General features: G+C 56.2%; 26 protein-coding genes, 1 tRNA gene, 1 pseudogene and 1 riboswitch. Of the genes and pseudogenes, 9 read left to right on the forward strand and 19 right to left on the reverse strand.

The genetic code is table 11. The annotated features are described in order from the left end of the window. Nucleotides 1-2 precede the first annotated feature (2 nt). Genes PG1C_RS02365 through PG1C_RS02395 form a run of 7 tightly spaced genes read right to left on the reverse strand, consistent with a single transcriptional unit; the run spans nucleotide 3 to nucleotide 5,025 of the window. Nucleotides 3-785 (reverse strand): 3-hydroxybutyrate dehydrogenase, encoded by a 783-nt coding sequence (locus PG1C_RS02365; protein ID WP_202635841.1) that lies wholly within the window; start codon nucleotides 783-785, stop codon nucleotides 3-5. A gap of 54 nt (nucleotides 786-839) precedes the next feature. After that, a complete protein-coding gene (gene tolQ, locus PG1C_RS02370) occupies nucleotides 840-1,517 on the reverse strand; it encodes a protein TolQ (protein WP_202635842.1) in 678 nt (225 codons plus the stop codon). After that, a complete protein-coding gene (gene ybgC, locus PG1C_RS02375) occupies nucleotides 1,514-1,966 on the reverse strand; it encodes a tol-pal system-associated acyl-CoA thioesterase (RefSeq protein WP_237218259.1) in 453 nt (150 codons plus the stop codon). Before ybgC ends, tolQ begins: the two co-directional genes overlap by 4 nt. A gap of 19 nt (nucleotides 1,967-1,985) precedes the next feature. After that, nucleotides 1,986-3,041, reverse strand: a complete 1,056-nt coding sequence (ruvB, locus tag PG1C_RS02380) for a Holliday junction branch migration DNA helicase RuvB (protein ID WP_202635843.1) — start codon at nucleotides 3,039-3,041, stop codon at nucleotides 1,986-1,988. A 39-nt stretch (nucleotides 3,042-3,080) separates the two neighbouring features. Beyond that, a complete protein-coding gene (ruvA, locus tag PG1C_RS02385) occupies nucleotides 3,081-3,677 on the reverse strand; it encodes a Holliday junction branch migration protein RuvA (RefSeq protein WP_202635844.1) in 597 nt (198 codons plus the stop codon). Nucleotides 3,678-3,734: 57 nt separating this feature from the next. Continuing rightward, the gene (ruvC, locus tag PG1C_RS02390) at nucleotides 3,735-4,277 is read right to left on the reverse strand and encodes a crossover junction endodeoxyribonuclease RuvC (protein ID WP_202635845.1); all 543 of its coding nucleotides are present in this window, start codon (nucleotides 4,275-4,277) and stop codon (nucleotides 3,735-3,737) included. Between the two features lie 22 nt (nucleotides 4,278-4,299). Further along, nucleotides 4,300-5,025 (reverse strand): YebC/PmpR family DNA-binding transcriptional regulator, encoded by a 726-nt coding sequence (locus PG1C_RS02395; protein ID WP_202635846.1) that lies wholly within the window; start codon nucleotides 5,023-5,025, stop codon nucleotides 4,300-4,302. 141 nt (nucleotides 5,026-5,166) lie between these two features. Here PG1C_RS02395 and PG1C_RS14525 point away from each other — a divergent pair, with 141 nt between their 5' ends. The 4 genes and pseudogenes from PG1C_RS14525 to PG1C_RS02410 all read left to right on the forward strand — a co-directional run bounded on the left by PG1C_RS14525 (nucleotide 5,167) and on the right by PG1C_RS02410 (nucleotide 6,300). Next, complete coding sequence (locus PG1C_RS14525; protein ID WP_414629212.1) at nucleotides 5,167-5,298, forward strand: helicase HerA-like domain-containing protein; 132 nt, start codon at nucleotides 5,167-5,169, stop codon at nucleotides 5,296-5,298. Between the two features lie 82 nt (nucleotides 5,299-5,380). Continuing rightward, nucleotides 5,381-5,746 (forward strand): annotated as a pseudogene (locus PG1C_RS14530) (helicase HerA-like domain-containing protein). Then, nucleotides 5,695-6,099, forward strand: a complete 405-nt coding sequence (locus tag PG1C_RS02405; protein ID WP_202637105.1) for a hypothetical protein — start codon at nucleotides 5,695-5,697, stop codon at nucleotides 6,097-6,099. Before PG1C_RS14530 ends, PG1C_RS02405 begins: the two are co-directional and overlap by 52 nt. Nucleotides 6,100-6,159: 60 nt before the next feature. Next, a complete protein-coding gene (locus PG1C_RS02410) occupies nucleotides 6,160-6,300 on the forward strand; it encodes a hypothetical protein (protein WP_202635847.1) in 141 nt (46 codons plus the stop codon). A gap of 62 nt (nucleotides 6,301-6,362) precedes the next feature. On the opposite strand, the gene PG1C_RS02415 is transcribed toward PG1C_RS02410, so the two are convergent. The 3 genes from PG1C_RS02415 to ahcY form a co-directional block, all read right to left on the reverse strand. After that, nucleotides 6,363-8,888, reverse strand: a complete 2,526-nt coding sequence (locus tag PG1C_RS02415; protein ID WP_202635848.1) for a cation-translocating P-type ATPase — start codon at nucleotides 8,886-8,888, stop codon at nucleotides 6,363-6,365. 6 nt (nucleotides 8,889-8,894) lie between these two features. Further along, a complete protein-coding gene (gene metF, locus PG1C_RS02420; protein ID WP_202635849.1) occupies nucleotides 8,895-9,725 on the reverse strand; it encodes a methylenetetrahydrofolate reductase [NAD(P)H] in 831 nt (276 codons plus the stop codon). A 104-nt stretch (nucleotides 9,726-9,829) separates the two neighbouring features. Next, nucleotides 9,830-11,251 (reverse strand): adenosylhomocysteinase, encoded by a 1,422-nt coding sequence (gene ahcY, locus PG1C_RS02425; RefSeq protein WP_202635850.1) that lies wholly within the window; start codon nucleotides 11,249-11,251, stop codon nucleotides 9,830-9,832. A gap of 84 nt (nucleotides 11,252-11,335) precedes the next feature. Further along, nucleotides 11,336-11,411, reverse strand: a riboswitch (S-adenosyl-L-homocysteine riboswitch). Nucleotides 11,412-11,476: 65 nt separating this feature from the next. Here ahcY and PG1C_RS02430 point away from each other — a divergent pair. The 4 genes from PG1C_RS02430 to PG1C_RS02445 all read left to right on the forward strand — a co-directional run bounded on the left by PG1C_RS02430 (nucleotide 11,477) and on the right by PG1C_RS02445 (nucleotide 12,607). Next, nucleotides 11,477-11,553 (forward strand) — tRNA-Met (locus PG1C_RS02430). 99 nt (nucleotides 11,554-11,652) lie between these two features. Further along, nucleotides 11,653-12,057: an alternative ribosome rescue aminoacyl-tRNA hydrolase ArfB gene (gene arfB / locus PG1C_RS02435; RefSeq protein ID WP_202635851.1), complete on the forward strand. Its 405-nt coding sequence runs from the start codon at nucleotides 11,653-11,655 to the stop codon at nucleotides 12,055-12,057. 30 nt (nucleotides 12,058-12,087) lie between these two features. Then, the gene (locus tag PG1C_RS02440) at nucleotides 12,088-12,330 is read left to right on the forward strand and encodes a VF530 family protein (protein ID WP_202635852.1); all 243 of its coding nucleotides are present in this window, start codon (nucleotides 12,088-12,090) and stop codon (nucleotides 12,328-12,330) included. Between the two features lie 79 nt (nucleotides 12,331-12,409). Continuing rightward, a complete protein-coding gene (locus tag PG1C_RS02445; protein ID WP_202635853.1) occupies nucleotides 12,410-12,607 on the forward strand; it encodes a hypothetical protein in 198 nt (65 codons plus the stop codon). On the opposite strand, the gene PG1C_RS02450 is transcribed toward PG1C_RS02445, so the two are convergent. The 8 genes from PG1C_RS02450 to PG1C_RS02485 form a co-directional block, all read right to left on the reverse strand. Then, complete coding sequence (locus PG1C_RS02450) at nucleotides 12,591-14,306, reverse strand: flavin-containing monooxygenase (RefSeq protein ID WP_237218261.1); 1,716 nt, start codon at nucleotides 14,304-14,306, stop codon at nucleotides 12,591-12,593. The genes PG1C_RS02445 and PG1C_RS02450 overlap by 17 nt on opposite strands. 219 nt (nucleotides 14,307-14,525) lie before the next feature. Beyond that, entirely contained in the window at nucleotides 14,526-15,281 is a 756-nt protein-coding gene (locus tag PG1C_RS02455) for an SDR family NAD(P)-dependent oxidoreductase (protein ID WP_202635854.1), read from the reverse strand. A 58-nt stretch (nucleotides 15,282-15,339) separates the two neighbouring features. Continuing rightward, nucleotides 15,340-15,882: a 3-phenylpropionate/cinnamic acid dioxygenase subunit beta gene (locus PG1C_RS02460; RefSeq protein WP_202635855.1), complete on the reverse strand. Its 543-nt coding sequence runs from the start codon at nucleotides 15,880-15,882 to the stop codon at nucleotides 15,340-15,342. Further along, nucleotides 15,875-17,251 (reverse strand): aromatic ring-hydroxylating oxygenase subunit alpha, encoded by a 1,377-nt coding sequence (locus PG1C_RS02465; protein WP_202635856.1) that lies wholly within the window; start codon nucleotides 17,249-17,251, stop codon nucleotides 15,875-15,877. The genes PG1C_RS02460 and PG1C_RS02465 overlap by 8 nt, the downstream gene beginning before the upstream one ends. Nucleotides 17,252-17,373: 122 nt before the next feature. Continuing rightward, nucleotides 17,374-18,033: a glutathione S-transferase family protein gene (locus PG1C_RS02470; RefSeq protein ID WP_202635857.1), complete on the reverse strand. Its 660-nt coding sequence runs from the start codon at nucleotides 18,031-18,033 to the stop codon at nucleotides 17,374-17,376. A gap of 41 nt (nucleotides 18,034-18,074) precedes the next feature. Then, nucleotides 18,075-18,854 carry an SDR family NAD(P)-dependent oxidoreductase gene (locus PG1C_RS02475; protein WP_202635858.1) on the reverse strand — a complete coding sequence of 260 codons (780 nt, stop codon included), beginning with the start codon at nucleotides 18,852-18,854 and terminating at the stop codon, nucleotides 18,075-18,077. Next, entirely contained in the window at nucleotides 18,851-19,201 is a 351-nt protein-coding gene (locus PG1C_RS02480) for a hypothetical protein (protein WP_202635859.1), read from the reverse strand. Before PG1C_RS02480 ends, PG1C_RS02475 begins: the two co-directional genes overlap by 4 nt. After that, nucleotides 19,198-20,436, reverse strand: a complete 1,239-nt coding sequence (locus tag PG1C_RS02485) for an aromatic ring-hydroxylating oxygenase subunit alpha (RefSeq protein ID WP_202635860.1) — start codon at nucleotides 20,434-20,436, stop codon at nucleotides 19,198-19,200. The genes PG1C_RS02480 and PG1C_RS02485 overlap by 4 nt, the downstream gene beginning before the upstream one ends. Before the next feature lie 268 nt (nucleotides 20,437-20,704). On the opposite strand from PG1C_RS02485, the gene PG1C_RS02490 reads away from it, so the two are divergent. Continuing rightward, complete coding sequence (locus PG1C_RS02490) at nucleotides 20,705-22,342, forward strand: sigma 54-interacting transcriptional regulator (RefSeq protein WP_202635861.1); 1,638 nt, start codon at nucleotides 20,705-20,707, stop codon at nucleotides 22,340-22,342. 7 nt (nucleotides 22,343-22,349) lie between these two features. Here PG1C_RS02490 and PG1C_RS02495 read toward each other — a convergent pair whose 3' ends face one another. Continuing rightward, nucleotides 22,350-23,195 carry an SDR family NAD(P)-dependent oxidoreductase gene (locus tag PG1C_RS02495; RefSeq protein ID WP_202635862.1) on the reverse strand — a complete coding sequence of 282 codons (846 nt, stop codon included), beginning with the start codon at nucleotides 23,193-23,195 and terminating at the stop codon, nucleotides 22,350-22,352. Nucleotides 23,196-23,335: the final 140 nt, after the last annotated feature.

Raw genomic sequence — 23,335 nt, forward strand, 5'->3', positions numbered from 1 at the left:
ACCTACTGCATGACCCAGCCGTGGCTGACGATGAAGGACTGCCCGGTCAGTGCGGCGCTGGGAAAAGTAGCGAGAAACAGCGCGGTTTGCGCGACATCTTCGACGGTTGTAAAAACGCCATCAACGGTGCCGCCGAGCATGACGCGTTTAATGACTTCTTCTTCGCTGATGCCGAGCTCCTTGGCTTGTTCCGGAATCTGCTTGTCCACCAGCGGCGTGCGCACGAAGCCAGGGCAAATCACATGCGAGCGCACATTGTGCGCTGCGCCTTCCTTGGCCAGCACGCGCGCCAGGCCGAGCAGGCCGTGCTTGGCGCTGACATAGGCTGATTTCAGCGGCGACGCCTCGTGCGAATGCACCGAGCCCATGTAAATCACCGTGCCGCCACGGTTGTCTTTATACATATATTTCAGTGCTGCCTTGGTGGTCAAAAAAGCGCCGTCAAGATGAATCGCCAGCATTTTTTTCCAGTCGGCATAACTGAAGCTCTCGATCGGATTGACGATTTGAATGCCCGCATTCGAGATCAAAATATCGACTCCGCCAAAGACCGCAGCGACTTGATCGATACCCGCATTAACAGCCGCTTCATCAGTCACATCCATTGCCACGCCGAGCGCTTTACCGCCAGCCGCAATGATTTCATCCGCTGTTTTTTGCGCAGCAGCCAGATTGATGTCGGCGATGGCGACGGTTGCGCCTTCTCGTGCATAAGTCAATGCGATTTCACGGCCGATGCCGCTGGCAGCACCCGTGATGATGGCCACTTTTCCCTTCAGTTGCATGATGGTCTCCTTGATAAAGTCAATTTAATGCAGGCAAACCCGGATGACATTTACTCACCGGGTTTGCCGTTGCAGAATGTTGGAGAACTCTTCCATGAAGCTCTCGAAACGAACCGCGACGCGATCGACGCGATGGGCGAAGCGGTTGTAAGCCACCACGGCGGGAATCGCCGCGAAGAGGCCGATGGCTGTGGCCACCAGCGCTTCGGCAATGCCCGGGGCGACAACAGAAAGGGTTGCGGTGCTCATGTTGGCCAGCCCGCGAAAGGCGTGCATGATGCCCCACACCGTGCCGAACAGGCCGACATAGGGTGAGACTGATCCGACCGAAGCGAGAAACGCCAGATGCGCTTCCAGATCGTCAATCTCGCGCTGATAAGTGGCACGCATGGCGCGGCGTGCGCCGTCGACCACGGTGGCGGGGTCCAGGGTTTTTTGGCCGCGCAGTTTGGTGAATTCCCGATAGCCCGCTTCAAAAATGCGTTCCAGTGCGCCCGTTTCGTGGCGGTTGTTGATCGCGCTCTGGTACAGCGCGTTGAGATCGCCCCCGCTCCAGAAGTCGCGCTCGAATTTGTCCGTCCTGGCTTTCGCATCGCGAATGGCAAAGGCCTTGCGGAAGATGTAATACCAGGACATGAAAGACACCCCCAGCAACAGGAGCATGACCAGCTTGACCACCAGGCTGGCGTGGAGCATGAGTTCGATGATGGAAAGGTCTTGAGTAATATTCATTCTGATCGTTCCGCTGCGGTCTGAACGGTTTGCACGCTCAGCGCCTTGAGTTGTTGATAAATGTCACGTGGCATGGGCACCGGCTTGCCGCGCAAAGGGTCTATACAGGCTACACGTATTCTGGCGTCCAGCAGTTGTTCTCCGTCGCGCGTGACCTGCTGGGCGAACATCACTTGCGCCCGTCCGACGGACTCGACGACGGTTTCGACCACGATCAGGTCATCAAGTTTCGCTGGCCTGAGATATTCTGCACTGACCGAGCGCACCGCGAAAGCAATCCGCCCAGGAGGGCTTGCTTCGCGGCGTGTCGCCAGCGCCGACTGTTCATGCCCGAGGCAGCGCAGTAACTCGGTGCGCCCGCGTTCGAGAAAGCGCAGGTAATTCGCGTAATAGACAATGCCGGCGGCATCGGTGTCTTCATAGTAGACGCGAAGTGACAAAGAGGCCATAGGGGATGTTCAGGGATGTTCAGTCAAATAGCGAAGCGGAAGGTTTGTCGGGCGAATCCAGCCCGAAATGCCGCCAGATGGCAGGCGTTGCTATGCGCCCGCGTGGGGTACGCTGGAGATAGCCTTGCTGGATCAGGTAGGGCTCCAGCACGTCTTCTATCGTATCGCGCGCTTCGCCAATGGCTGCGGCAAGGTTATCCACGCCCACCGGGCCGCCGCTGAATTTTTCCAGCATCGCTAAAAGCAGTTTTCTATCCATGACATCCAGGCCAAGATGATCGACGTCCAGCATGGTCAGTGCGGCATCAGCCACTGCGCGGGTGATTTTTCCATCTGCTTTAACTTCGGCGAAATCGCGCACGCGGCGCAGCAGGCGGTTGGCGATGCGCGGCGTGCCGCGCGAGCGCTTGGCGATTTCCGCTGCGCCGTCGTCCACAATATCGCAGTTCAACAAATGTGCCGAGCGGTGCACGATCAGGCTTAATTCTTCCGGCGTATAAAACTCCAGCCGGGCGGTGATGCCAAAGCGGTCGCGCAGCGGATTGGTCAACATCCCGGCACGCGTGGTGGCCCCAACCAACGTGAATGGCGGCAGATCAAGCTTGACCGAGCGGGCAGACGGGCCTTCGCCGATCATGATGTCGATCTGGAAATCTTCCAGCGCCGGGTAGAGAATTTCTTCCACCACCGGGGAGAGCCGATGAATCTCGTCGATGAAGAGCACGTCGTTGGGCTCGAGGTTGGTCAGCATCGCCGCCAGATCACCTGCCCGCTCCAAAACAGGGCCGGAGGTCTGGCGCAAATTCACGCCCATTTCGTGCGCCAAAATATGCGCCAGCGTAGTTTTGCCCAAACCCGGCGGGCCGAACAGCAATACGTGGTCGAGCGATTCGTGACGCGCTTTGGCTGCCTCGATAAAAATCTCCAACTGGGCGCGAATTTTCTGCTGGCCCACATAGTCCGCCAGTTTTTTGGGCCGCAACGCGCGTTCCAGCGCTTCTTCGCGGCTGGATCCCGGTGCAGCTGCAATCAGCCGCTCAGGCGTAGTCGCAAAAGTATCTGTCTGAATGCTCATGGCGTGAGTTTAATCGAGGTTTGGTCGAGGTTTATCGCCTCAGCCAGATTTTGAAAGCAGCTTCAATGCCTGGCGAATACCATCGGAAACCGAGCAGTCCGGCACCAGATTTTTCATCGCGGCAACGGCTTCGCGATCGTTATAGCCCAATGCGAGCAGGGCATTAAGAATGTCCGATGAAGCATTTGTCGCCGTATCACCAGCGCCGACTTTTACGCTGCCCGTGACCGGCGTTTGGGGTAATTTGTCGCGTAGCTCCAGCAGCAGGCGCTCAGCCGTTTTCTTGCCGATGCCCGGTACCTTGGTCAATCGCCCCGCCTCTTGCAACGTGATGGCCCGGGCCAGTTCATTCACCGACATGCCGGACAGCACCGACAGCGCGGTGCGTGCGCCGATCCCGGACACCTTGAGCAACTGGCGAAAGGCCATACGCTCGTCCTGGCTGCCGAATCCATACAGAAAATGACCGTCTTCGCGGATGGCGAGATGGGTGAACAACGACACCTTTTCGCCTGTCGCCGGCAGGTTGTAAAAAGTGCTCATCGGTACATCGATTTCATAGCCGAGGCCATGCACGTCGACGGTCACCGAGGGCGGATTTTTTTCCAGCAGAACTCCGGTAATACGGCCGATCATAGGTGTCCTTAGATTTTCTGTGGAGGGTGGATGCCGACTGGCATGGTGTGAGCTGCATTAAAGCATTCTGCCACCGCGCACGCGCCGCCCGGCAGTGGCCAGTGCGCCCATGCCCTGCCCGCCGTGGGCGTGGGCGATAGCGCAGGCGAGTGCATCCGCCGCATCGGCAGAGGGCACGCCAGAAAGATTGAGCAGGCGCATGACCATCTGTTGCACCTGTTCTTTTGCCGCCTTGCCGTGACCGACCACCGCTTGCTTGACTTGCAGCGCGGTGTATTCCGCCACGGATAAATTGGCCAGCACCAGCGCCGAAATAGCCGCGCCGCGCGCCTGGCCGAGCAGTAGCGTGGATTGCGGATTGACATTGACGAAGATGATTTCAACCGCCGCCTGTTGCGGCTGATAAGTGGCCACGACTTCGCCAATCCCGTCGAGCAGCGTTTTGATCCGTTGCGGCAAGCTCAGTGCCGCATCTGTTTTAACGCAACCGCTAGCGATGTAGGTCAGCGCGTTCGCTTTTTTCTCAATGATGCCAAACCCCGTCGAACGCAAGCCGGGATCGATGCCGAGGATGCGCAGTACGGGGCTGACTTTTTGCATTACACGGTGCGTTCGGCGCGGTTCATTCGTCGATCACCGCCGTCGTGTAAACCTCCTGCACGTCGTCAAGCGATTCGATCGCATCGAGTAGCTTTTGCATCTTGGCGGCATCGTCGCCGGTAAAGACGACTTCGTTTTCCGGCTTCATGGTCACGTCACCGAATTCCGGTTTGAAACCGGCTTTCTCCAGCGTCTCCTTGACCTGGGCAAGCTCGCCGGGTAGGGTGATCACCTCGATTGATCCGTCATCATTGGTCACGACATCCTCAGCACCCGCTTCGATGGCCGCATCCATCAGCCGGGCTTCATCCGTGCCGGGAGCGAACAACATTTGCCCGCAATGCGTGAAGAGAAAAGCCACACTGCCATCGGTGCCCATGTTGCCGCCGTGCTTGGCAAAGGCGTGGCGCACCTCGGCCACGGTCCGCACCTTGTTGTCGGTCAGACAATCTACCATCACTGCGGCGCCGTTGATGCCGTAGCCTTCATAGCGAATTTCTTCGTAATTTACGCCGTCGAGCTGGCCAGTGCCACGCTTGATGGCGTTGTCGATGTTGTCCTTGGGCAGGCTTTGCCCTTTGGCTTTTTCAATCGCCAGCCGCAACCGTGGATTAGCCGTAACATCGCCACCGCCCATCTTGGCAGCGACGGTGATTTCCTTGATCAGTTTGGTGAAGACCTTGCCCCGCTTGGCGTCTTGGCGCCCTTTGCGGTGCTGGATATTAGCCCATTTGGAATGTCCGGCCATACGTTTGTCCCTGTGTTTGTCCTTGCATTTGCCGCGAGTTTGTCGCGGATTTGCGTCTAAGATGGCAAATTTTAACACCTTGGAATTTCGACCATGAGCTAAACGTTACCGATTGCCCGAAGCGGTGCCATCGAGCTGGCGCTGCTGTCCCGCATGGCGAATCGCCACGGCCTGATTACCGGCGCTACCGGCATGGGTAAAACGGTGACTTTGCAGCGGATGGCTGAGCAGCTTTCAATGGCCGGTGGCCAGTGCTGGACATTGGAGACTTGATGCAGACCCAGGGAAGTCGCGGTGTGATCAATGTTTTTGCCGCTGAAAGCTGATCAACTCGCCGCGCCTTTAGTTCGGCCAACTGGGCAACCGCGTGCAACACACCCTGCGTGCCTTCACCCCGCGCGACCAGAAAGCCGTGAAGCAGATACGCTGCGTGCTAATCCGGCCTTTGACGCCGCGACGGTGAACCGAGCTGGGTGTGGGTGAAGCGCTGGTCTCGTTTTTGGATGAGCAGGGTCGGCCGACCATGGTGGAGCGCGCCTTTGTGCTGCCGCCTGCCTCACGCATCGGGCCGCTGACAGCGGACGAGCGCAAGGTCGCGCCGTTTGTCCTACATGCGGCCATATTCCGCCGCAGCCGCTGGGCGCAACGGATGCTTGCCCGACCTGCGGCGTGTATAGGCATAAATGGCCGCTGCAGCACATCACGAAGAGGACTGCTGTAGTCGAAGAATTTGACGAAAATGACAGTCTTCGCGAGCGCTGGCTGACCTTGCCTGGCAAAGATGCAGGCGATCCCGCGTTGTTGGCTGTACGCGCTGCGGTGCTTCTCGTGCTGCTGGTTTGGGGTGCGTGTTTGATGATGCGCGATGTGACCAATGGCGAAGTGTTTCAGAGCTGCATGCACAACATCCTGCTGGTGATTCATGAGGCCGGGCATGTGATCTTCATGCCCTTTGGCGAGTTCATGACGATCGCTGGCGGAAGCCTGTTTCAGGTGTTGCTGCCACTGGGCATCGGCGTGGCCTTCCTGATAAAAAACCGTGATCCGTTTGGCGCAGCGGTTTGTTTATGGTAGGCGGGAATCCACTTTGTCGATCTGGCGCCGTATATCTACGATGCGCTTGAACCGCAACTCATGCTGCTCGGCGGACACACCGGCGAGGATGGCCCGCATGACTGGATTTATCTGTTCGAGCAGATGGGTGGTTTGCAACACGCGCAGGCTTGGGGGCGCTTCGTGCGCATGGCCGGCGGCTGCTGGCGCTGTGCGCGTTAGGCTGGGCGGTGTGGGTGCTGGGCGGGCTTATCAAAGCCGACGCGACGAGATTGCGTAAGGAGTTAACCCGTATCCCGCTGGCGCCAGAAGCGTTTGAGTATTTCCAACACAACCAAAAGTCCGCCGGTAGCGGCCAGCGTGACGATGAGATCATCGGCATGCAGTGGCCCAAAACGGAAGAGGCCGCGTGCCGGTTCCCATGCCAGAATAAGGCCGAGCAGCGATAGAGCAACAACGCTTACCCACCACAAGGCACGGTTGTTCCAGCGCAGGGCATTGCCCAGCGAGCTGCTGAAGGATCGGTTGACCAACACCAGCCCAAGATTGACTAGCACCAGCGAAACAAAAGTGAGCGCGCGCACTTCATTGTCAGGCATGCCGCGTTGCAAGGCCAGCAGATAAAGGGCGGCGAGGGTACCGAAGGCGAGCACGCCTTGCAGCAGGCTCCACAGGATGAATCTCGATGAGAACAAGCGGCTGGTCGCTGCGCGCGGACGCCGCTGCATGATGTCCTGTTCTTCCGCCTCGGCTTCGAAAACAATCGAGCAAACAGGATCAATGACCATTTCGAGAAAGGCAATATGAATCGGCATGAAAATCAGCGGCAAGCCCATTACCAGCGGCAGCAGCGCGAGGCCGGCGATCGGGATATGGATGGCGAGGATATAGCCCATCGCCTTCTGCAGGTTGTCGTAGATGCGTCGGCCAAGGCGCACGGTTTTGACGATAGAGCCGAAATCATCATCAAGCAGCACCAGGGCGGCTGCTTCCCGTGCGACATCAGTGCCACGACCGCCCATGGCAATGCCGATATCGGCGGCCTTGAGCGAGGGCGCATCATTCACGCCGTCACCTGTCATGGCGACTACTTCACCGTCGGCCTTGAGGGCGCGGACAATGCGCAGCTTCTGCGCGGGCATGATGCGCGCAAAGACGGAGACCGAGAGGGTGTGCTGGCTGAGTTCTGCATCGCTCATCGCTTCGATGTCGTCGCCGGTGAGTACGGTATCGGTGGTCAGCCCAGCCGCGTGGGCAATCGCCAGCGCCGTCGCCGGGTAGTCGCCGGTGATCATGATGACGCGAATGCCCGCTGAGCGACATTCGCGCACCGCATCGGGCACTGAGGGTCGCAACGGGTCGGCGAGTCCGACCAGACCAACGAAGGTGAAAGCAAAGGCCTGCGGCGAGGCAGGCCAGTTCTGTCCGTGAAAACTGGCATTCGCTACGGCCAGTACGCGCATGCCGTCAGCGGCCAGCCGGTTGACCTTGCTAACGAGCGCGGCCAGTGCTGCGGCATCGAAGTGGCAGAGCGCGGCAATGGCTTCTGGAGCACCTTTGGCGGCGACGCGGCAGCCCTCCATGCCTGTGATTTGCCAGACTTGCGTGACGGCCAGCAGTTCCGGGCGCAGGCCATAGCTGTGTACGAGTTCTTCCTTGGCATCGGCATGCGGTGTTGATAGTGCGTGAAAGGCTTTGTCCATGGGATCGAAGGGTTCGCGAGCGCTCGCCAGCCGTCCGCAATCGACGAGTTGCTGGAATTTTTCCGGCAGAGGGGGTGCGCGCTGAGGTGCGAGATGGAATGTCTCGCCATCGGCGACGAGCGCGGTGATCGTCATGCGGTTTTCGGTGAGTGTGCCGGTTTTGTCGGTGCATAGCACGGTAGCCGCGCCAAGCGTCTCAATGGTGGAAGCGCGGCGGGTGAGTACGCGCGCCCGCGAAATGCGCCAGGCGCCCATCACGGTGAACACTGTCAGGACCAGCGGAAATTCTTCCGGCAGCATCGACATGCCGAGTGCGATGCCAGCCAGCAGCGCATCGAGCCATGAGCCGCGCAACAGGCCATAGAGCATGACGGCGAGCACGCAGCAGATAAGACCGAACAAGCCAAAGGCGCGCACGAGGCGACGGGTTTCCTGCGTCAACCGCGGCGGCACGCTGTCGATGGTTTCCAGCGCCTGACCGATCTTGCCGATCTCGCTGCGCAGGCCAGTGGCGTGGACTTCGGCCAACCCTTCGCCACGCACTACGAGCGTGCCGGAAAAGACGAAAGGCAGGTCGTCGCCGCCGGGTCGCATTGGTGGCATCGCGTGATTTTCGTTGTTGGCCACGATCTTGCGGACGGGCACCGATTCGCCGGTCAGCAGCGACTCGTCGACTTGCATGTCATTGGCCTGGATGAGCTGTGCATCCGCCGGTACGCGGTCGCCTTCGCCGAGGACAATGAAGTCGCCACGTACCACTTCGCGGCCGGAAATGCGCCGCCGCTCACCATCGCGGATGACGAGCGCGCGCGGACTGGTCAAATCGCGCAGCGCTTCGAGCACCCGTTCGCTGCGGCTGGCCTGCACGATGGCAATGGCGACTGAAATCGAGGCGAAGGCAAGCAGCAGTAATGCCTCGGTCAGGTCGCCGAGCAGCAGATAAACAATGCCGGAGCCGATGAGCAGGCCAAACATCGGCTCACGGATGACTTCGAGCGCGATGCGCAGCAGGGAACGATGCCCCGCATGCGGCAGCTCGTTATAGCCTTCCGCCTGCAGCCGGTTTTGCGCTTCGCCGCTTGTTAATCCTTTTAGCGCCTCCGGCATGGGGGATTAGCCGATGCCCAATCGGCGGCAGATTTCCAGCGTCAGCCAGGATTGATTCATGGAGTAAAAATGCAGACCCGGCACGCCGCGTGCGATCAGTTGCTGGCACAGATCGGTGACCACCTCCAGCCCGAAGGCTTGCACCGAGGCGGTATCGTCGCCGAAGCTTTCGAACTGCTTGCGCATCCAGCGTGGAATTTCAGCGCCACAGGCATCCGAAAAACGCGCCAGTTTTGAGAAGCTGGCAATCGGCATGATGCCCGGCGTGATAGGCACTGTGACGCCCAGCGCGCGGGCATCGGCGACGAAGCGCGTATACGCGTCAGGGTTGTAAAAATATTGCGTGATCGCGGCATTCGCGCCAGCGTCGATTTTTTGCTTGAAATGCCGCAAATCGTCGCGCGGGCTTTTCGCCTGGGGATGCCATTCGGGATAAGCCGCGACGTCGATGTGAAACGCATCGCCGGTTTCCTCGCGAATGAAGGCCACCAGTTCGTTGGCATAACGGAATTCGCCGGGGTCGGCCATGCCCGAGGGCAAATCGCCGCGCAAGGCGACGATGCGACGGATCCCGCGGACGCGGAAGGTGGCAAGCAATTCACGGATACTCGCCCGCGTTGCGCCGATGCACGACAGATGCGGTGCGGCGACATGGTCTGCGGCGGCGATTTCGCTGACCGTGGCCAGCGTGCGTTCCTGCGTCGAGCCGCCAGCACCATAGGTGACGGAGAAAAATGCTGGCTGCAATATCGCCAGCTGCTCGCGCGTTGCGCGCAATTTTTCGATACCTTCCGCCGTTTGCGGCGGGAAGAATTCGATGGAGAGTTCAAGGTTCATGATGTATCCCTGAAAAAGTCGGCGCTGGCGATACGGCGCATATGCGTCCGAGATGCAGAAAAAATGTCGCGGATATGTGGCCAGCGCCGACTTTTCGGCGTTAATCAATAGCGATAATGTTCCGGTTTGTATGGGCCGGTTTTCGCGACGCCAATGTATGCCGCCTGTTGCTCGGTCAGCTCGGTGAGTTGCGCATTGAGCTTCTTCAATTGCAGGCGCGCCACTTTTTCATCCAGATGCTTGGGCAGTGTATACACGCCTACCGGATAATCGGCGTTGCGCGTAAATAGTTCGATCTGCGCAATCGTCTGGTTGGCGAACGACGACGACATCACGTAACTAGGATGACCCGTGCCGCAGCCCAGATTCACCAGGCGGCCCTTGGCCAGCAGGATGATCCGCTTGCCATCGGGGAAAATGATGTGATCAACCTGTGGCTTGATTTCTTCCCACTCGTATTTTTCCAGCGCAGCCACTTCGATCTCGTTATCGAAATGGCCGATGTTGCAGACGATGGCCTGATCTTTCATCTTCGCCATGTGCGCGTGCGTGATGACATGGTAATTGCCGGTGCAGGTGACAAAGATGTCGGCCTTGTCGGCGGCGTAATCCATGGTCACGACGCGATAACCTTCCATCGCCGCTTGCAGCGCGCAGATCGGGTCGACTTCCGTCACCCACACTTGCGCCGAGAGCGCGCGCATGGCTTGCGCTGAGCCTTTGCCCACATCGCCATAACCCGCGATTACCGCAACCTTGCCGGCGATCATCACGTCGGTGGCGCGCTTGATGCCATCGACCAGTGATTCGCGGCAGCCGTAAAGGTTGTCGAACTTCGATTTGGTCACCGAATCATTGACGTTGATGGCGGGAATTTTCAAGTCGCCACGTTCGTACATTTGATACAGCCGATGCACGCCGGTAGTGGTTTCTTCCGTCACGCCCTTGATGTGCGCCAGGCGCGTGGAATACCAGGTTTTATCGCTGGCGATTTTGGCTTTGATGGCCGAAAACAGCACGCGCTCTTCTTCGCTGGTGGGGTGGTTCAATACCGCTTGATCTTGCTCGGCGCGGGCACCCAGATGCAGTAGCAGTGTCGCGTCCCCGCCGTCGTCCAGAATCATGTTGCTGTAACCCCCATCGGGCCATTCAAAAATGCGGTGTGTGTAATCCCAGTACTCTTCCAGCGTCTCGCCCTTCACCGCGAATACAGCAGTGCCACCGGTAGCAATCGCGGCGGCGGCGTGATCCTGCGTGGAGAAAATGTTGCACGAGGCCCAGCGCACCTCGGCACCCAACGCTTGCAGGGTTTCGATCAGCACGGCGGTCTGGATGGTCATGTGCAGGCTGCCGGTAATACGCGCACCACGTAAAGGTTGCGCGGCGGCATATTCTTCGCGAATCGCCATGAGGCCCGGCATTTCGGTTTCGGCAATGCGGATTTCCTTGCGCCCCCAGGCAGCAAGGCTCAGATCGGCAACAACATAATCGGCGGTGGTAGATGCAACATCGATCACAGCGTTCATTAAAGGCTCCTTGAACAGTGACCGGGAAGAGCGGTGCATCGATGTGACTCATATGCATATGCGAACTCACCCTGCCCGGTACGGGTTAGGTGAGCGCAGTTTGCAAAAAACCGAGCCTGGGGAGAGATCGAACCCTCGCCTTGCAGCGCTCCTCGGAAGCCGGGAATTATAACGGATATGGAGAATAACGTTGACGCACTGCGGCAAAGCCGTGCATAATTCGCCTGCGGGGTGGAGCAGTCTGGCAGCTCGTCGGGCTCATAACCCGAAGGTCATAGGTTCAAATCCTATCCCCGCAACCAGACAAGAAACAAGGCAGGCCAAGCGTTTACAGACGTTTGGCCTTTTTTGTTTTTTGGGCTGGGGATGTCCCCGAGTTCATAGTCTAATATGTTGATTCTATGGTTTACCGATTTACTATCCCCCTGGACGAAGTTGATATATCAGCCATCCGCGCTCAAGGTGCGGGCGGACAAAATGTCAATAAAGTGTCGAACGCTGTGCATCTGCGTTTTGACATCAAGGCGTCTTCGCTGCCGGAAACGATTCGCGAACGGCTCCTGAATCTCGGCGATCAGCGCATCAGCAAGGACGGCGTGGTGGTTATCAAGGCACAGGAGTTTCGCAGTCTTGAAGGAAATCGTGCGGAGGCGCTACGACGGCTGCACGAGATGGTAGCAAGTGTTACCACGCTGCCTAAAATGCGTCGACCAACGAAACCCACCCGTGCATCGGTTAAACGACGACTGGAGAGCAAGACCAAGCGCGCAACAGTAAAGCTAGGGCGAGGCAAGATGAGCGAATAATATGTCATTGATGATGAGCAAACGAGTCCAATGAAAACGATGCAAGCAAACAATCCATTGCATGGCGTTACGCTGGAAAAACTACTGAATGATCTGGTGGATTTTTATGGGTGGCACCAGTTGGGGCGGCGCATCGATATTCGTTGCTTTACGCACGAGCCAAGCGTTGCCTCCAGTCTCAAGTTTCTTCGCCGCACCCCGTGGGCTAGAGCGCAGGTAGAGGCGCTGTATATTGATTTTCTGAGGCAGGATGGAAAGCCCGGCGGTACTTAAGGTTTATTTGTATTTGGATACTGAGCGCTTAGTCGGCCGAGGTGCCATGCCCATGCCGCATCCCTGAGGCAGACAAAACATGAACTACGAAGAATATCTGGATGAAGTCACCACGCTCATTGTCGAGAAGTACGGCATCGCTGACGAGGCGGCCATCCAGAGGGTGATGCGCGCTCAGGCGGACGATTTTTTTATCGCACATGACGATGACCCGACGATCTGTTCGCTAGAGCGTGCGCACAAAGACGCGAAAACTATCTTCACTCAATACAAGTAAATAGTTTTCGCTTGGGTGTGGCTAAGCTACGCCGATGCCCTCTGCCCTCTGTCGTCATCGTGCGATCGAGCGTGAATCCCTCGTAACCTTTAGCCTGGACATCTGCACAGATCTTGCGGTAGGCAGGCGCTCCACCGAGATAAACCATGCAGACACGCGGTTTGCCGGGGATGTTCGCGCCCATGTACCAGGAGTCCGTGCCTGGCATCAGCGTTTGCTGGGATAGCTCATAAACGTGCGCCACCCACCGGGTTTCCGCTTCCAGCGTCGGCTCGATGGTGTCGAGATCGTGGTCACGCAAGTATCGAATGGCGTCCGTTGCAAAGTCGACGTGATCTTCAATGGCCAGCGGCATGTTGTACAGGACTGAGGGACTTTGTGGGCCGGTGATGAAGAACAGGTTCGGGAAGCCATGGCTGGTGATCCCGAGATAAGTGAGTGGGCCATTTGCCCACTTGTCCTCGAGCTTCAGTCCATGGCGGCCGACAATACCCATGCTGAGCAGTGGGCCGGTCATGGCATCAAACCCGATGGCCAGCACAATCGCATCAAGTTCGTATTCATCCGTTGTGGTGCAAATGCCGTGTTCGGTAATCAGCTCAATCGGCGTTGCTTTGATGTCGACTAGGGTGACGTTATCCCGGTTGTAGGTCTCATAATATTTCGTCTCCAGCGGTGGGCGTTTGGTGCCATAGGGGTAGTCTTTGGGCGTCAACATATCGGCGACTTGAGGGTCTTTTACCCGTTCGCGAATCTTGGCGCGGACAAACTCGGCGGCTGTATCGTTGGCTTCCTTGTTGAACAGAAGATCCGCAAAGCTGTCAACGAATAGCCGAAAGCCGCCTTGCACGTAACGCGCATCATAGACCCGCCGTCTTTCTTCCGCTGAGACGGCCAGCGCCGAGGGCTGCACCTGATCGTAAGGTATCCCAAGGAAGGCGTTGCGTGATTTGGTGCGAATTTCCGCGTAGCGAGACTTTACTTGCCGCTCAGTTTCAGGATCCATCGGTGCATTGCCGATAGGTGTGGCATAGTTGGGGGTGCGCTGAAACACGGTGAGGTGGGCTGCCTCCTTGGCAATTTCGGTGATCGCTTGAATACCACTGGCCCCTGTACCAATCACGCCGACCCGCTTGCCGGCGAAATTGACGCCCTCATGTGGCCAGTTGCCCGTGGCGTAGATCTCGCCTTTGAAGGTCTCAACACCTTTAAATTCTGGGGTCTTCGCAACAGAGAGATTACCCGTACCCGCGATCAGATACTTCCCGCGCGCGATGGTGCCATCCTTGGTACCGACTTCCCAAAGCTTGTTTTTATCATTCCACACGAGCGAGGTAATCTGTGTGTTGAATTGAATGTCTTTGCGTAGATCAAAGCGGTCAGCGACGTGATTCAAATAACGCAGAATTTCTGGCTGCGCGGCAAAGCGCTCGCTCCACGTCCACTCTTGCTGGAGTTCTTCAGAAAAAGAGTAGGAGTAGTGAATGCTCTCAATGTCGCAACGTGCACCTGGGTAGCGGTTCCAGTACCAGGTGCCCCCCACATCGCCAGCGATATCAAAGACACGGGCAGAGAGTCCCATCTGGTCGCGCAGGCGGTGCAGCGCATACAGCCCGGAAAATCCTGCACCGATAACAACGGCATCAAATGTTTCTACCTGCGCTGAGCCGGTCGTCGGGATGTTTGTTTTTAAATTCAACGTGAATCCTCCTTACTCAGTGTGAATAGAAAATGCAGTTGCATTGTCTTCCATAGTGTCGCTTTACCGTCTGCCACCGTATCACCAGCGCCGAGTTTTTGCGTCGTGGCTGAGTGATATTCCCTCCCAAGGCTAAACACTTTGCTGCGCATCATAGCGCGTGATTTTTATCGCCAGATTAACGGAAGAGGGCATACTGAGCGGTTGCACCACGCCGCTTTATTGCGCCGTATAGCCGCCGTCGATCGGAATAATCGCGCCGGTGATAAAGCTCGCTTCATCCGACGATAAAAACGCGACCAAGTTGGCGATTTCAGATGGGTCAGCGCCACGGCCCAGCGGTGTCATGGCGGTGGCGCCATCAATAAAGCCTTTGCCGATACGCGCCACCATGGGGGTCATGACGAGGCCGGGACAAATGGCGTTGGCGCGTATGCCTTGTTTGGCGTAAGTGACAGCCCAGGAGCGAGTCAGTGCGATCACCGCACCTTTGGATGTGCTGTAGGCGTGCAGCCCCGGCGTGCCGATCAGCCCGCCGATGGATGACGTGGTGGTGATGACGCCACTCTTGCCGCCGCGCAGCATGCTTTGCAGTGCGTATTTGGCAACTAGAAACGGGCCGCGAGTATTCACCGAGTGGATATGTTCCCAGTTGGCAAGATCGAGTGAATCCGTGAGGCCATCGCCAGATTCAATACCTGCATTGTTGAACAACACGCGCACGGCGCCATAAGTTTCTTCAGCACGTTTAAGCGCGCCACTCACGCTGGCTTCGTCTGACACGTCGCACTGGGCAATGAAGGCATCGCCGCCAGCACTTTTGATCTGGCTTAGCGTTTCTTCAAGGCCGACACGGTCAACATCAATGAGGCACACACGGGCTCCCTCAGACGCAAAACGCACAGAGGCTGCCCGCCCTATGCCTGCTGCCGCACCGGTGACAACAGCACAACGGCCTGTAAATCGATTGGTCATTTTGTATCCTCTTTATTGTTTGTGATTGAGTGATTGCTTCAGATAACGAGAGGCTAGATCAGAAAAACATGTTCAGATTTTTATCCATGACCACGCGCTCGAGCAGATGGACGACGCGGCGTGCAACACGGAAGCCTTGCGACGTCTGCCGCAGAATATCTTCGCGCCAGCCCGCATGGCTCACAATATCTTTATCGCGGCGGCCACGATATAGTAAAAATTTACTGCGCACAAAAAATTCATTTGGCGTATCGGTTGCTTCCACTTCGATATTGTTCACCATGCGCAGATGCCGTGTGGCTGGGTCATTCAGCCACACCAGCCCAGTCGCTTCGCGCGCGGCACGCTGCTTCAAGCCGGGGAAACCATCATCAATAATGAATAGTGGCTTGAGTGCCGTGGTGCTTGCACGGTTGCGCCGATAAGTGGTGAGCGGCACGGGTATTTGATAACGAATATCTTCAGTCAACAGATCTAACCATTCTGGATAACGTTCCTCATCCAGCACACGTGCTTCCATCAATAAAAACTTGCCGATGGCGTATTCCTGCTCAAAGCTGACTGGCGCTGCTGGCGCAAGTTTGAGTTCTGCATTACCCATGACGAACCTCCCGCAATATAGATGTTAGAGGCGCAGTGGGCTCTGTTTGCCCGATGATTTCGTGGGCGTTATGGGCTTCCATCGCACGTCGCCACTGATCGTAAAAGCCACGCTGACAGGCTTCGTTAACCAATCCAGGCGATGCTTCCCCCGGGCCGTCCCATGCCGCTTTGCGTCCCATGCCCATGCCGAGGAAGCCTTTCAATTGGCGCGTGGCATAGCCGGCAGCAGAATGCGTAATCGCTTCAACGAAATCACCGTCGTCACCTTCTAGCAGTCCGGCCGGACCGAAAGTCTGCCGCACGTGGTCATGAATCACTCCCTTGGTGGCGTCAGGCATATCGCGCTCACACATGGCGTACGTCCACACCTCGAACTTACCGGGGCCTTTAGGATGGATGATGCGTATAAAGTTAAGCCCCTGAATAATTTGCAGGTTGGGGAACACGCCAATATGCGTTTCTGAACCGTAAAGCTGACGGCCGCGTAGTTCACCCAGTTTCTCAATGACACTGGGTCGATTTTTCTCAAGGTGTGCGAGTACTGGCTCGGGGTGATCGTAAAGCGCATAGCCTGATTGGCCATCGAGCGTCGTCAGAACGGTATGAGTGTTCATGACAACCTCTATTGCAGCACTTTGATCTACCCCCGAATTGTTTGCGCTGATGCCTAATACGTTATCTGAGCGACCATGGCCCAGCGCGCCGACTACGCTCATTGCACCGGCGTGAGCCCAGGCGACGTGGTAGCCGTCGCCAATGGCGTTTTCTACGGGCAATTTCCAGTTGCCTGGAATTTCTGTTCGATAGGGAGCACCGACTATCTCAAGCCCACCTTGTGCACTATCAGTCACTACGTCGATATACCAGGCGATATCGCCCAGATACTCGACAAGACTGGGTGCAGACTCGGAAAAACAGCCGAAAAGAAGCCCCTTGTAGCTTTCCACGTGTGCCACTGGAACCAGGCCAAATCGCTCGCGGTCGAGGTTGTCGTAAATTTCTTTTTCCAGCGGTACTCCGGCGAGCTCGCCTTCCGTATTGTAAGACCAGCCATGGTAAGAGCAGGTAAATGAACGCGTATTCCCTCCTTCTGCCTGACAGACCTTGTTGCCGCGATGGGTGCAGGCATTTAGGAACGCACGGACCACTTTATCTTTTCCGCGTACCACGATGATGTCGTCTTCACCCATGTAGGTGCGGATGAAATCACCATGCTGCGGAATCTGACTTTCGTGGCCAAGGAATAGCCAGCAGCGATTGAAAATCTGCTTCAGTTCCTCCTCATAGATCGCGGGATCCCAAAAGATGCTGCGTTTTTGTAGTGCTTGCTCAGAATCAATCAGTTCCTGATAGTTAAAGCTTGTCATTATTCACCTCCCAGTGGAATTGAATTGCTTCTTACTGTGTCTGCTTACTTTTATATTTACTTATTCGGCTCGTTACTTAGCTTGAGCTAGTTGCGGTGCGTCACTTCCGCTGAGTCACTGTGTCAGGCCAGTTGCGCTTGGCTAGCGGCCATATCCGCTACGACAGTCTCGGCCTTGCTCCAGGCCGGCCGCGCGCGCAGGCGTTTAATCCAAGCAATCAGGTGAGTGTAAGGTGTCAAGTCCAGACCCAGATTGAAGCTGATCGGCACAACACATCCCAGCGCGATATCAGCAATAGAGAAGCTGCCGCAGGCATAGTCCCTGTCTGCTAGCTGAGCATCGAGAATGCATAAATTTCCAAGGAATGCCGCCTTAGCTGCAGCGATTGCATCGTTGTCGGGCGTGGGCGCCATCATTGCGAAAAACAGATTGAGCAGGCTGGGGTTGAGCGTTGTGCCTTCCCAGGCAAGCCATTGCTGAACAAGGGCGCGTTGCTTGGTGTCTTTCGGCATCAAGGTTGTACTGGCCCGGCTGTCAGCGAGATAACGCAGAATCGCGCCAGATTCCCAAAGCATGAAACCATCGTCATTGATCGTGGGTACTACGCCATTGGGATTAATCTTGCGATAAGGGGCATCGGCCGGACGGCAGTCTTGCAACCGCGATAGCAGTTTGATGCCATATTTTTCGCCGATTTCTTCCAGCGCAATTAGCACCTTGCTTGAATTGCGCGATCCCCCGTAGGGGTCGCCCTCGCGTTGAATGTGATAAAGCTCAATCATTGTTTGAATTTCCTGTAAAAGTTTGAATGTCTTGAATGCTCTTAAATGGCCGTTAGCCCACCATCAACGCAGAAGTTTTGCCCAGTGACATAGCTTGCTTCGCCAGATGCCAGGTACAACGCGCAATAAGCAATGTCGAGAGGCTGGCCGACCCGCTTGACGAGCTGTAAATCCATAATGTCCGCAACCATTTTTTTGAGCATTTCCTTATCGGGAAACGCAGCAAATGCCGGTGTTTCGATGAGTCCAGGCGAGATGCTATTAACGCGGATATGGTCAGGCGCAAACTCTGCTGCCCAGGTGCGGCTCATGGCAATGACGCCGCCCTTGGTCATGCTGTGTGCGAACTGATGGATATGGCCGCCAAAATTTGAACCAATCACGCCCGCAGCGGAGGCCGTGTTGATAATCGATCCTCCCCCACGGCGCTTGAGGACCGGATGCGCATATTTGGTCGCGTAATAGACCAAGTCCAGTTCGTTGCGCACGAGCCAGTGCCAGTCTTCGGTGGTGAATTGGCCGATCTTGCCATAACGCACGGCTGACGCATTGTTGTAAAGGATGTCGAAGTCGCCGTAAGTATCCACGGCAAAGTCAATCCAGCTACGCACTTGGGCTTCGTCGCCCAAGTCCACCACGCGGCTGACCATTTGCCCTCCGGCTTCAGTCACAAGGCGCACAGTTTCATCACTGTCAGATGCCTTGATATCACAACCCACCACGCGAGCCCCCTCGGCGGCGAACAGCTCGGCCGCCGCACGTCCCTGACCGCCGGCCGTGCCGGTGATCAAGGCTACTTTTCCTGCTAGACGCCCGCTCATTCGTACCCCCGATCAGAAAAGCTGGTCTTGGGAATCATGCGGCGGATATCTATACCTGTATCGAGCACGACCCGATTCCATTTATTGACTGCGTTATCGACTTCACACATCGCCAGCGTTGCCCATACCAGAGGGTTGTCGTTCTTTGGTATGCCATCTAAAGGAAACTGATTTAAATAGTCGATCACCTCTGGCAGCTTTGGCAGCATGGCGTCATAAAACGCACGCACTTCATCCATGCTTGAGGATAGGCGTTTAGATAAACGATGTTCTGTGGTTGGTAGACCCCAAGCGGCGATATGGGCTTCCAGGGCAGAAAGTTCAGGCCGCGGTATTGCTGTGCTCATGGTGCCCCCTTTACTTTGCCGCCTTGAACAGCGCTTAATAAACGATTGTAGTAGGCGCGCAATGGCACTTCTTGTTTATTCAGGTTAACATGCGTGATTGCGCCACATTTGAAATTGGCATGAATGCCTTCAGCGGTGTAAAGATCTTCAGAGAGCACATCGCGGATCTGAATGACACCTTGCTCCATATTAAAAATATGGCCAAAACTGGCCGGCTTTTCGGTGTGGTAAAAGTCCACCTCCCAAATGCACTCGTCGGCTGATATGGGTAGCGTGCGTTGAATGATAATTTGCCCTTTTTGCACGAATAACACAATGTTCGGGAAGAGCAGGTAATTATCAAATATCCACAGTGGGTGATCTTCCTTGAGGACACCCTCCCCGCCTTCAGCCGCAAAAGTACGTTCCGGCTTGGTGTAGATTGAGGTTGCGCCATATTTTGCCGAGAGCAGATTCAGCGGTGTCTGCACGCCGCGACTAGAATCTTCAGGGCGGTAAGCGCTAACGCCACAAGGTACACCAACGCTCTCGGGGAAGAAATAAGCTGCTGTACTCGACCCGGGAACTGTTCCCGCAATGGTTTTGCGGTGCGTCATGTCGACGTGATAGCCCTCGATCTGGGCATCAACCAGTAGTTTCCAGTTAGCGCGAAAATTTGCGCGCCAGCCAAAGCTCCATGACCAGTCTTTGTTGCCCAGGTAGCGGTCAAAAGCATCACCAAGTGGCATCAGATATTGCTGTAGGGTCCATTCGGGCTGCTCGGCGAGGTTGATGAATATAAACCCTCCCCATACGTCAACCGAGATGCTCTTTAGATGTTCTTGTGCGGGGTCAAGGTCTGCGAAGAGTGCAGCGTCTGGCGCATTGATCAGGGCACCGTCCAGGCTGAAGCTCCATCCGTGAAAACTGCAGACCAGAGCGCGGGTATTGCCCGTGGATGAATTAACCAAGCGTGAGCCACGATGTGTGCAGGCATTGTAGAACGCGCGCAGCTGTTGATCACGACCACGCACCACAACAACAGACACGCCAAGGGTATCGACCAGAAAGTTCTGGTAGTCGCCGGGCTCTTTGAGGTCTGATGCGCGGCCTACCAGCAGCCAACTTTTGCGGAAAATGTGCTTTTTTTCAAGCTCAAAAAACTGCGGTGAAACATAGTGATCTACCGGCAGCTTGCCAGTACCCAGGGCGTGACTGCCAATTTCTGGCAGCGCCAAATTTTCGGCCTTACCCATTATGCGCTCTCCTCATATTTTGTTATCCGTCGATGACTGGTTGCGCGATGCTAGACGCAGCATGCTAAAAGCACGCTTACGATCAAATGCAATTTGGATGCCATAGTAGATTTGGTAGCCAAAAACCTCAGCCTGCAGTCAGGTAGCGTTGATGGAGGATTTTCTTGGCATAAATGCCACGGGCCCACAGACCCGTTAAGGGTGTACAATTTTGTACTGTCTGTAAGGCTTATTTATAAAAAATGGACAATTACGGTTATTGCTCACTATGAAAATGTTCGATGCTAGTGCGCTTGAGCCTTATTTTCAGCGCGGTCCGGGAGATGGCCAAATACGCCTCGATGGGCAACGCATGATACTTTTCTACGCTTCTGCGTTTACCGAGTACCGACGCGGCTTGATTGACCTGTGTGGATCCAAAGCCGCACGTTCGTTGATTACGCAGGTGGCCTATGCTGAAGGCATCAAGGGTGCGCATTTGATACGCAAGCTACACCTGGCCGATCATGATGACGTGGATAACTACCGTCTTAGCGCATTGATTCATGAATTGGCAGGCTATGCTGCGCTGGAGTTTACGCAGTTGAAGATCAATGTTCAGCGCGGGATATTTGAGGTCGAATTGACACTGCGCGATTCCGTCGAAGCAGAATCGCATCTGTCGGCCTACGGGCCCAGCTCGGACAGCGTCTGCTGGTTGTTGATGGGTTATTTAAGCGGCTATAGCAGCGCATTCATGGGCCGCATGGTGGTGTTTCGTGAAACCAGGTGCTGCGCGTCTGGCCACGGCACCTGTCGTATGGTCGGCCGGCTCGCGGACCAGTGGAACGAAGCCGAGCGCCAGCGTGCACTGGCCACCGGTCCACTGGCTAGCCACCTGAGCCTGGGTCATGGCGCGGCGGATATCCCTGCGGGAACACACGAAATCGTCGGTGTGTCTTCGGCATTTCACTCGGTGCTATACCTTGTTGATAAGGTGGCACCCACACGCTCCACCGTACTTTTGCATGGCGAAACTGGCGTGGGCAAGGAGGTCATCGCTCGTCTCGTACATCGCCGCAGCAATCGTTCCACTCAGCCGTTTATTGCGGTTAATTGTGCCGCTATTCCGGCTTCGTTGATCGAATCTGAATTGTTTGGTGTTGAACGCGGTGCTTATTCTGGCGCGACTCACTCGCGGCCGGGGCGCTTTGAGCGTGCCGGAGGTGGCACGTTATTTTTGGACGAAATTGGTACCCTCGACTTTGCCTCCCAAGGTAAGCTGCTGAGGGTATTGCAAGAAGGTGAGCTGGAACGTATAGGCGATCAGCGCACACGTAAAGTCGATGTGCGTGTCATCGCGGCAACTAACGCCGACTTGCGCACCGAAGTGCGCGGAGGACGCTTCCGCGAGGATTTATTTTTTCGACTGACGACTTTCCCCATTCGCGTGCCGCCTCTGCGCGAGCGGCGCGCAGACGTGCCCCTGTTAGTCGATTTCTTTTTCCAGCGCTTTTGCAGAACGCACGACAAAAAGCCATCAGGCTTTACTCCTGACGCCGTTGCCGTCTTGATGGAGCATGCCTACCCCGGCAACGTTCGCCAGCTAGAACACATGATCGAACGTGCCGTTATTTTGGCCGACCAGGATCAAGCCATCGACAGCTTTCATCTTTATGCATTCGAAGATGAGAGAAAATCTAAACTCCCAGTGAATAGCGCCGACGAAGCTGGTGATCTGGATGTAATCTTGCGCGGTGCCAGAAAAAAAGGCCTTGGCCTGCAAGCCCTGGAAAACGAAGCTTTGCGTGTTGCCCTGAGCGATGCCAAAGGCAATGTTTCGCAAGCGGCACGCTCGCTGGGACTGACACGCCGCCAGCTTGCGTACAAACTGAATCAAGCCAAAATTAGGGTCGATGCCACTTAACTAGTCATTACCATGCAGTCCAGCCGCCATCATGGGCGATCACTTGCCCAGTCACGAAGCTGGAAGCATCGCTGGCGAGATAGAGTAATAGCCCAGCGAGTTCTTCAGGGTCGCCCGTGCGGCCCATTGGCGTGGCTGCTTGCAATGCGCTCATGAATGCGTGAAGTGCTTCTTCCGAAGGAGGTAATGCTTCGCGTCCGAGTTGTGTGCCAAGATGCCAGCCAGGGGCGATCACGTTAAAGCGAATGCCATCGGCGGCGTATTCCACTGCAGCCTGTCGGGATAAGCCAATGACCGCCGCTTTGGAAGCAGAATAGTTGACCGACACGGCGGGTGTTTTTGGCGACACCCCGCCGAGCCCGGCGATCGACGCGATATTAACCACGGATCCTTTTCGGCGCTTCAACATCAAAGGCAAGGCAGCACGGGTGCACAAAAACACGCCACGGGTGTTAATGCTATGCAGACGATCCCAGTCCGCAACGGGTAGCTCGTGCAACCGATGTGGCTGGGTTGCAATGCCGGCGTTGTTGACCAAAACATCTAGCTGGCCATAACGGCGAGAAACTTCTTCCATCATTGCCATAACGGATGATTCCTCAGCCACATCGACGGCAAGTGCGAGTGCCTCGCCTCCGGTTGAGGTGATTTGTTTTGCGGTGTCCTGCGCACTGCCTGCATCGCGATCAGCGCAGATCACTTTCGCGCCCGCCGTTGCGAGCGCACGTGCAAACACACGGCCCAAACCAGAGCCTGCGCCAGTCACTAGTGCTACCCGCCGATCGAGCCTGAATATATCTAAAGAAAATGCCGGCCGGCTGGGTTCGGTACTATTCGGTTCGCTATTATTCATTTTTTGCCTCATCCTGTTTTTTTATCGATCATTCTGTGGGGTGCCAACGAAGGTTCATGCGGAAGGTTCATGCGACCTCTACCTGAACCATCAGCAGCTTGCCGATGCGATGGAAGACGTAATGCAGTAAGCATTGTGTG

The organism is Rugosibacter aromaticivorans, assembly GCF_000934545.1.
Lineage (GTDB): Bacteria > Pseudomonadota > Gammaproteobacteria > Burkholderiales > Rhodocyclaceae > Rugosibacter > Rugosibacter aromaticivorans.

Coding starts and splice junctions, on each gene's coding strand:
- PG1C_RS02415 (WP_202635848.1), bottom strand. CDS start 8,888: ATGCCGGAGGCGCTAAAAGGATTAACAAGCGGCGAAGCGCAAAACCGG.
- tolQ (WP_202635842.1), bottom strand. CDS start 1,517: ATGAATATTACTCAAGACCTTTCCATCATCGAACTCATGCTCCACGCC.
- PG1C_RS02460 (WP_202635855.1), bottom strand. CDS start 15,882: ATGGGTAATGCAGAACTCAAACTTGCGCCAGCAGCGCCAGTCAGCTTT.
- PG1C_RS02495 (WP_202635862.1), bottom strand. CDS start 23,195: ATGAATAATAGCGAACCGAATAGTACCGAACCCAGCCGGCCGGCATTT.
- PG1C_RS02475 (WP_202635858.1), bottom strand. CDS start 18,854: ATGAGCGGGCGTCTAGCAGGAAAAGTAGCCTTGATCACCGGCACGGCC.
- metF (WP_202635849.1), bottom strand. CDS start 9,725: ATGAACCTTGAACTCTCCATCGAATTCTTCCCGCCGCAAACGGCGGAA.
- ruvA (WP_202635844.1), bottom strand. CDS start 3,677: ATGATCGGCCGTATTACCGGAGTTCTGCTGGAAAAAAATCCGCCCTCG.
- PG1C_RS02465 (WP_202635856.1), bottom strand. CDS start 17,251: ATGACAAGCTTTAACTATCAGGAACTGATTGATTCTGAGCAAGCACTA.
- PG1C_RS02490 (WP_202635861.1), top strand. CDS start 20,705: ATGAAAATGTTCGATGCTAGTGCGCTTGAGCCTTATTTTCAGCGCGGT.
- PG1C_RS02445 (WP_202635853.1), top strand. CDS start 12,410: ATGAACTACGAAGAATATCTGGATGAAGTCACCACGCTCATTGTCGAG.
- PG1C_RS02470 (WP_202635857.1), bottom strand. CDS start 18,033: ATGATTGAGCTTTATCACATTCAACGCGAGGGCGACCCCTACGGGGGA.
- PG1C_RS02365 (WP_202635841.1), bottom strand. CDS start 785: ATGCAACTGAAGGGAAAAGTGGCCATCATCACGGGTGCTGCCAGCGGC.
- ruvC (WP_202635845.1), bottom strand. CDS start 4,277: ATGCAAAAAGTCAGCCCCGTACTGCGCATCCTCGGCATCGATCCCGGC.
- ybgC (WP_237218259.1), bottom strand. CDS start 1,966: ATGGCCTCTTTGTCACTTCGCGTCTACTATGAAGACACCGATGCCGCC.
- ruvB (WP_202635843.1), bottom strand. CDS start 3,041: ATGAGCATTCAGACAGATACTTTTGCGACTACGCCTGAGCGGCTGATT.
- PG1C_RS02480 (WP_202635859.1), bottom strand. CDS start 19,201: ATGAGCACAGCAATACCGCGGCCTGAACTTTCTGCCCTGGAAGCCCAT.
- PG1C_RS02395 (WP_202635846.1), bottom strand. CDS start 5,025: ATGGCCGGACATTCCAAATGGGCTAATATCCAGCACCGCAAAGGGCGC.
- PG1C_RS02485 (WP_202635860.1), bottom strand. CDS start 20,436: ATGGGTAAGGCCGAAAATTTGGCGCTGCCAGAAATTGGCAGTCACGCC.
- PG1C_RS02455 (WP_202635854.1), bottom strand. CDS start 15,281: ATGACCAATCGATTTACAGGCCGTTGTGCTGTTGTCACCGGTGCGGCA.
- arfB (WP_202635851.1), top strand. CDS start 11,653: ATGGTTTACCGATTTACTATCCCCCTGGACGAAGTTGATATATCAGCC.
- ahcY (WP_202635850.1), bottom strand. CDS start 11,251: ATGAACGCTGTGATCGATGTTGCATCTACCACCGCCGATTATGTTGTT.
- PG1C_RS02410 (WP_202635847.1), top strand. CDS start 6,160: ATGCTGCTCGGCGGACACACCGGCGAGGATGGCCCGCATGACTGGATT.
- PG1C_RS02440 (WP_202635852.1), top strand. CDS start 12,088: ATGAAAACGATGCAAGCAAACAATCCATTGCATGGCGTTACGCTGGAA.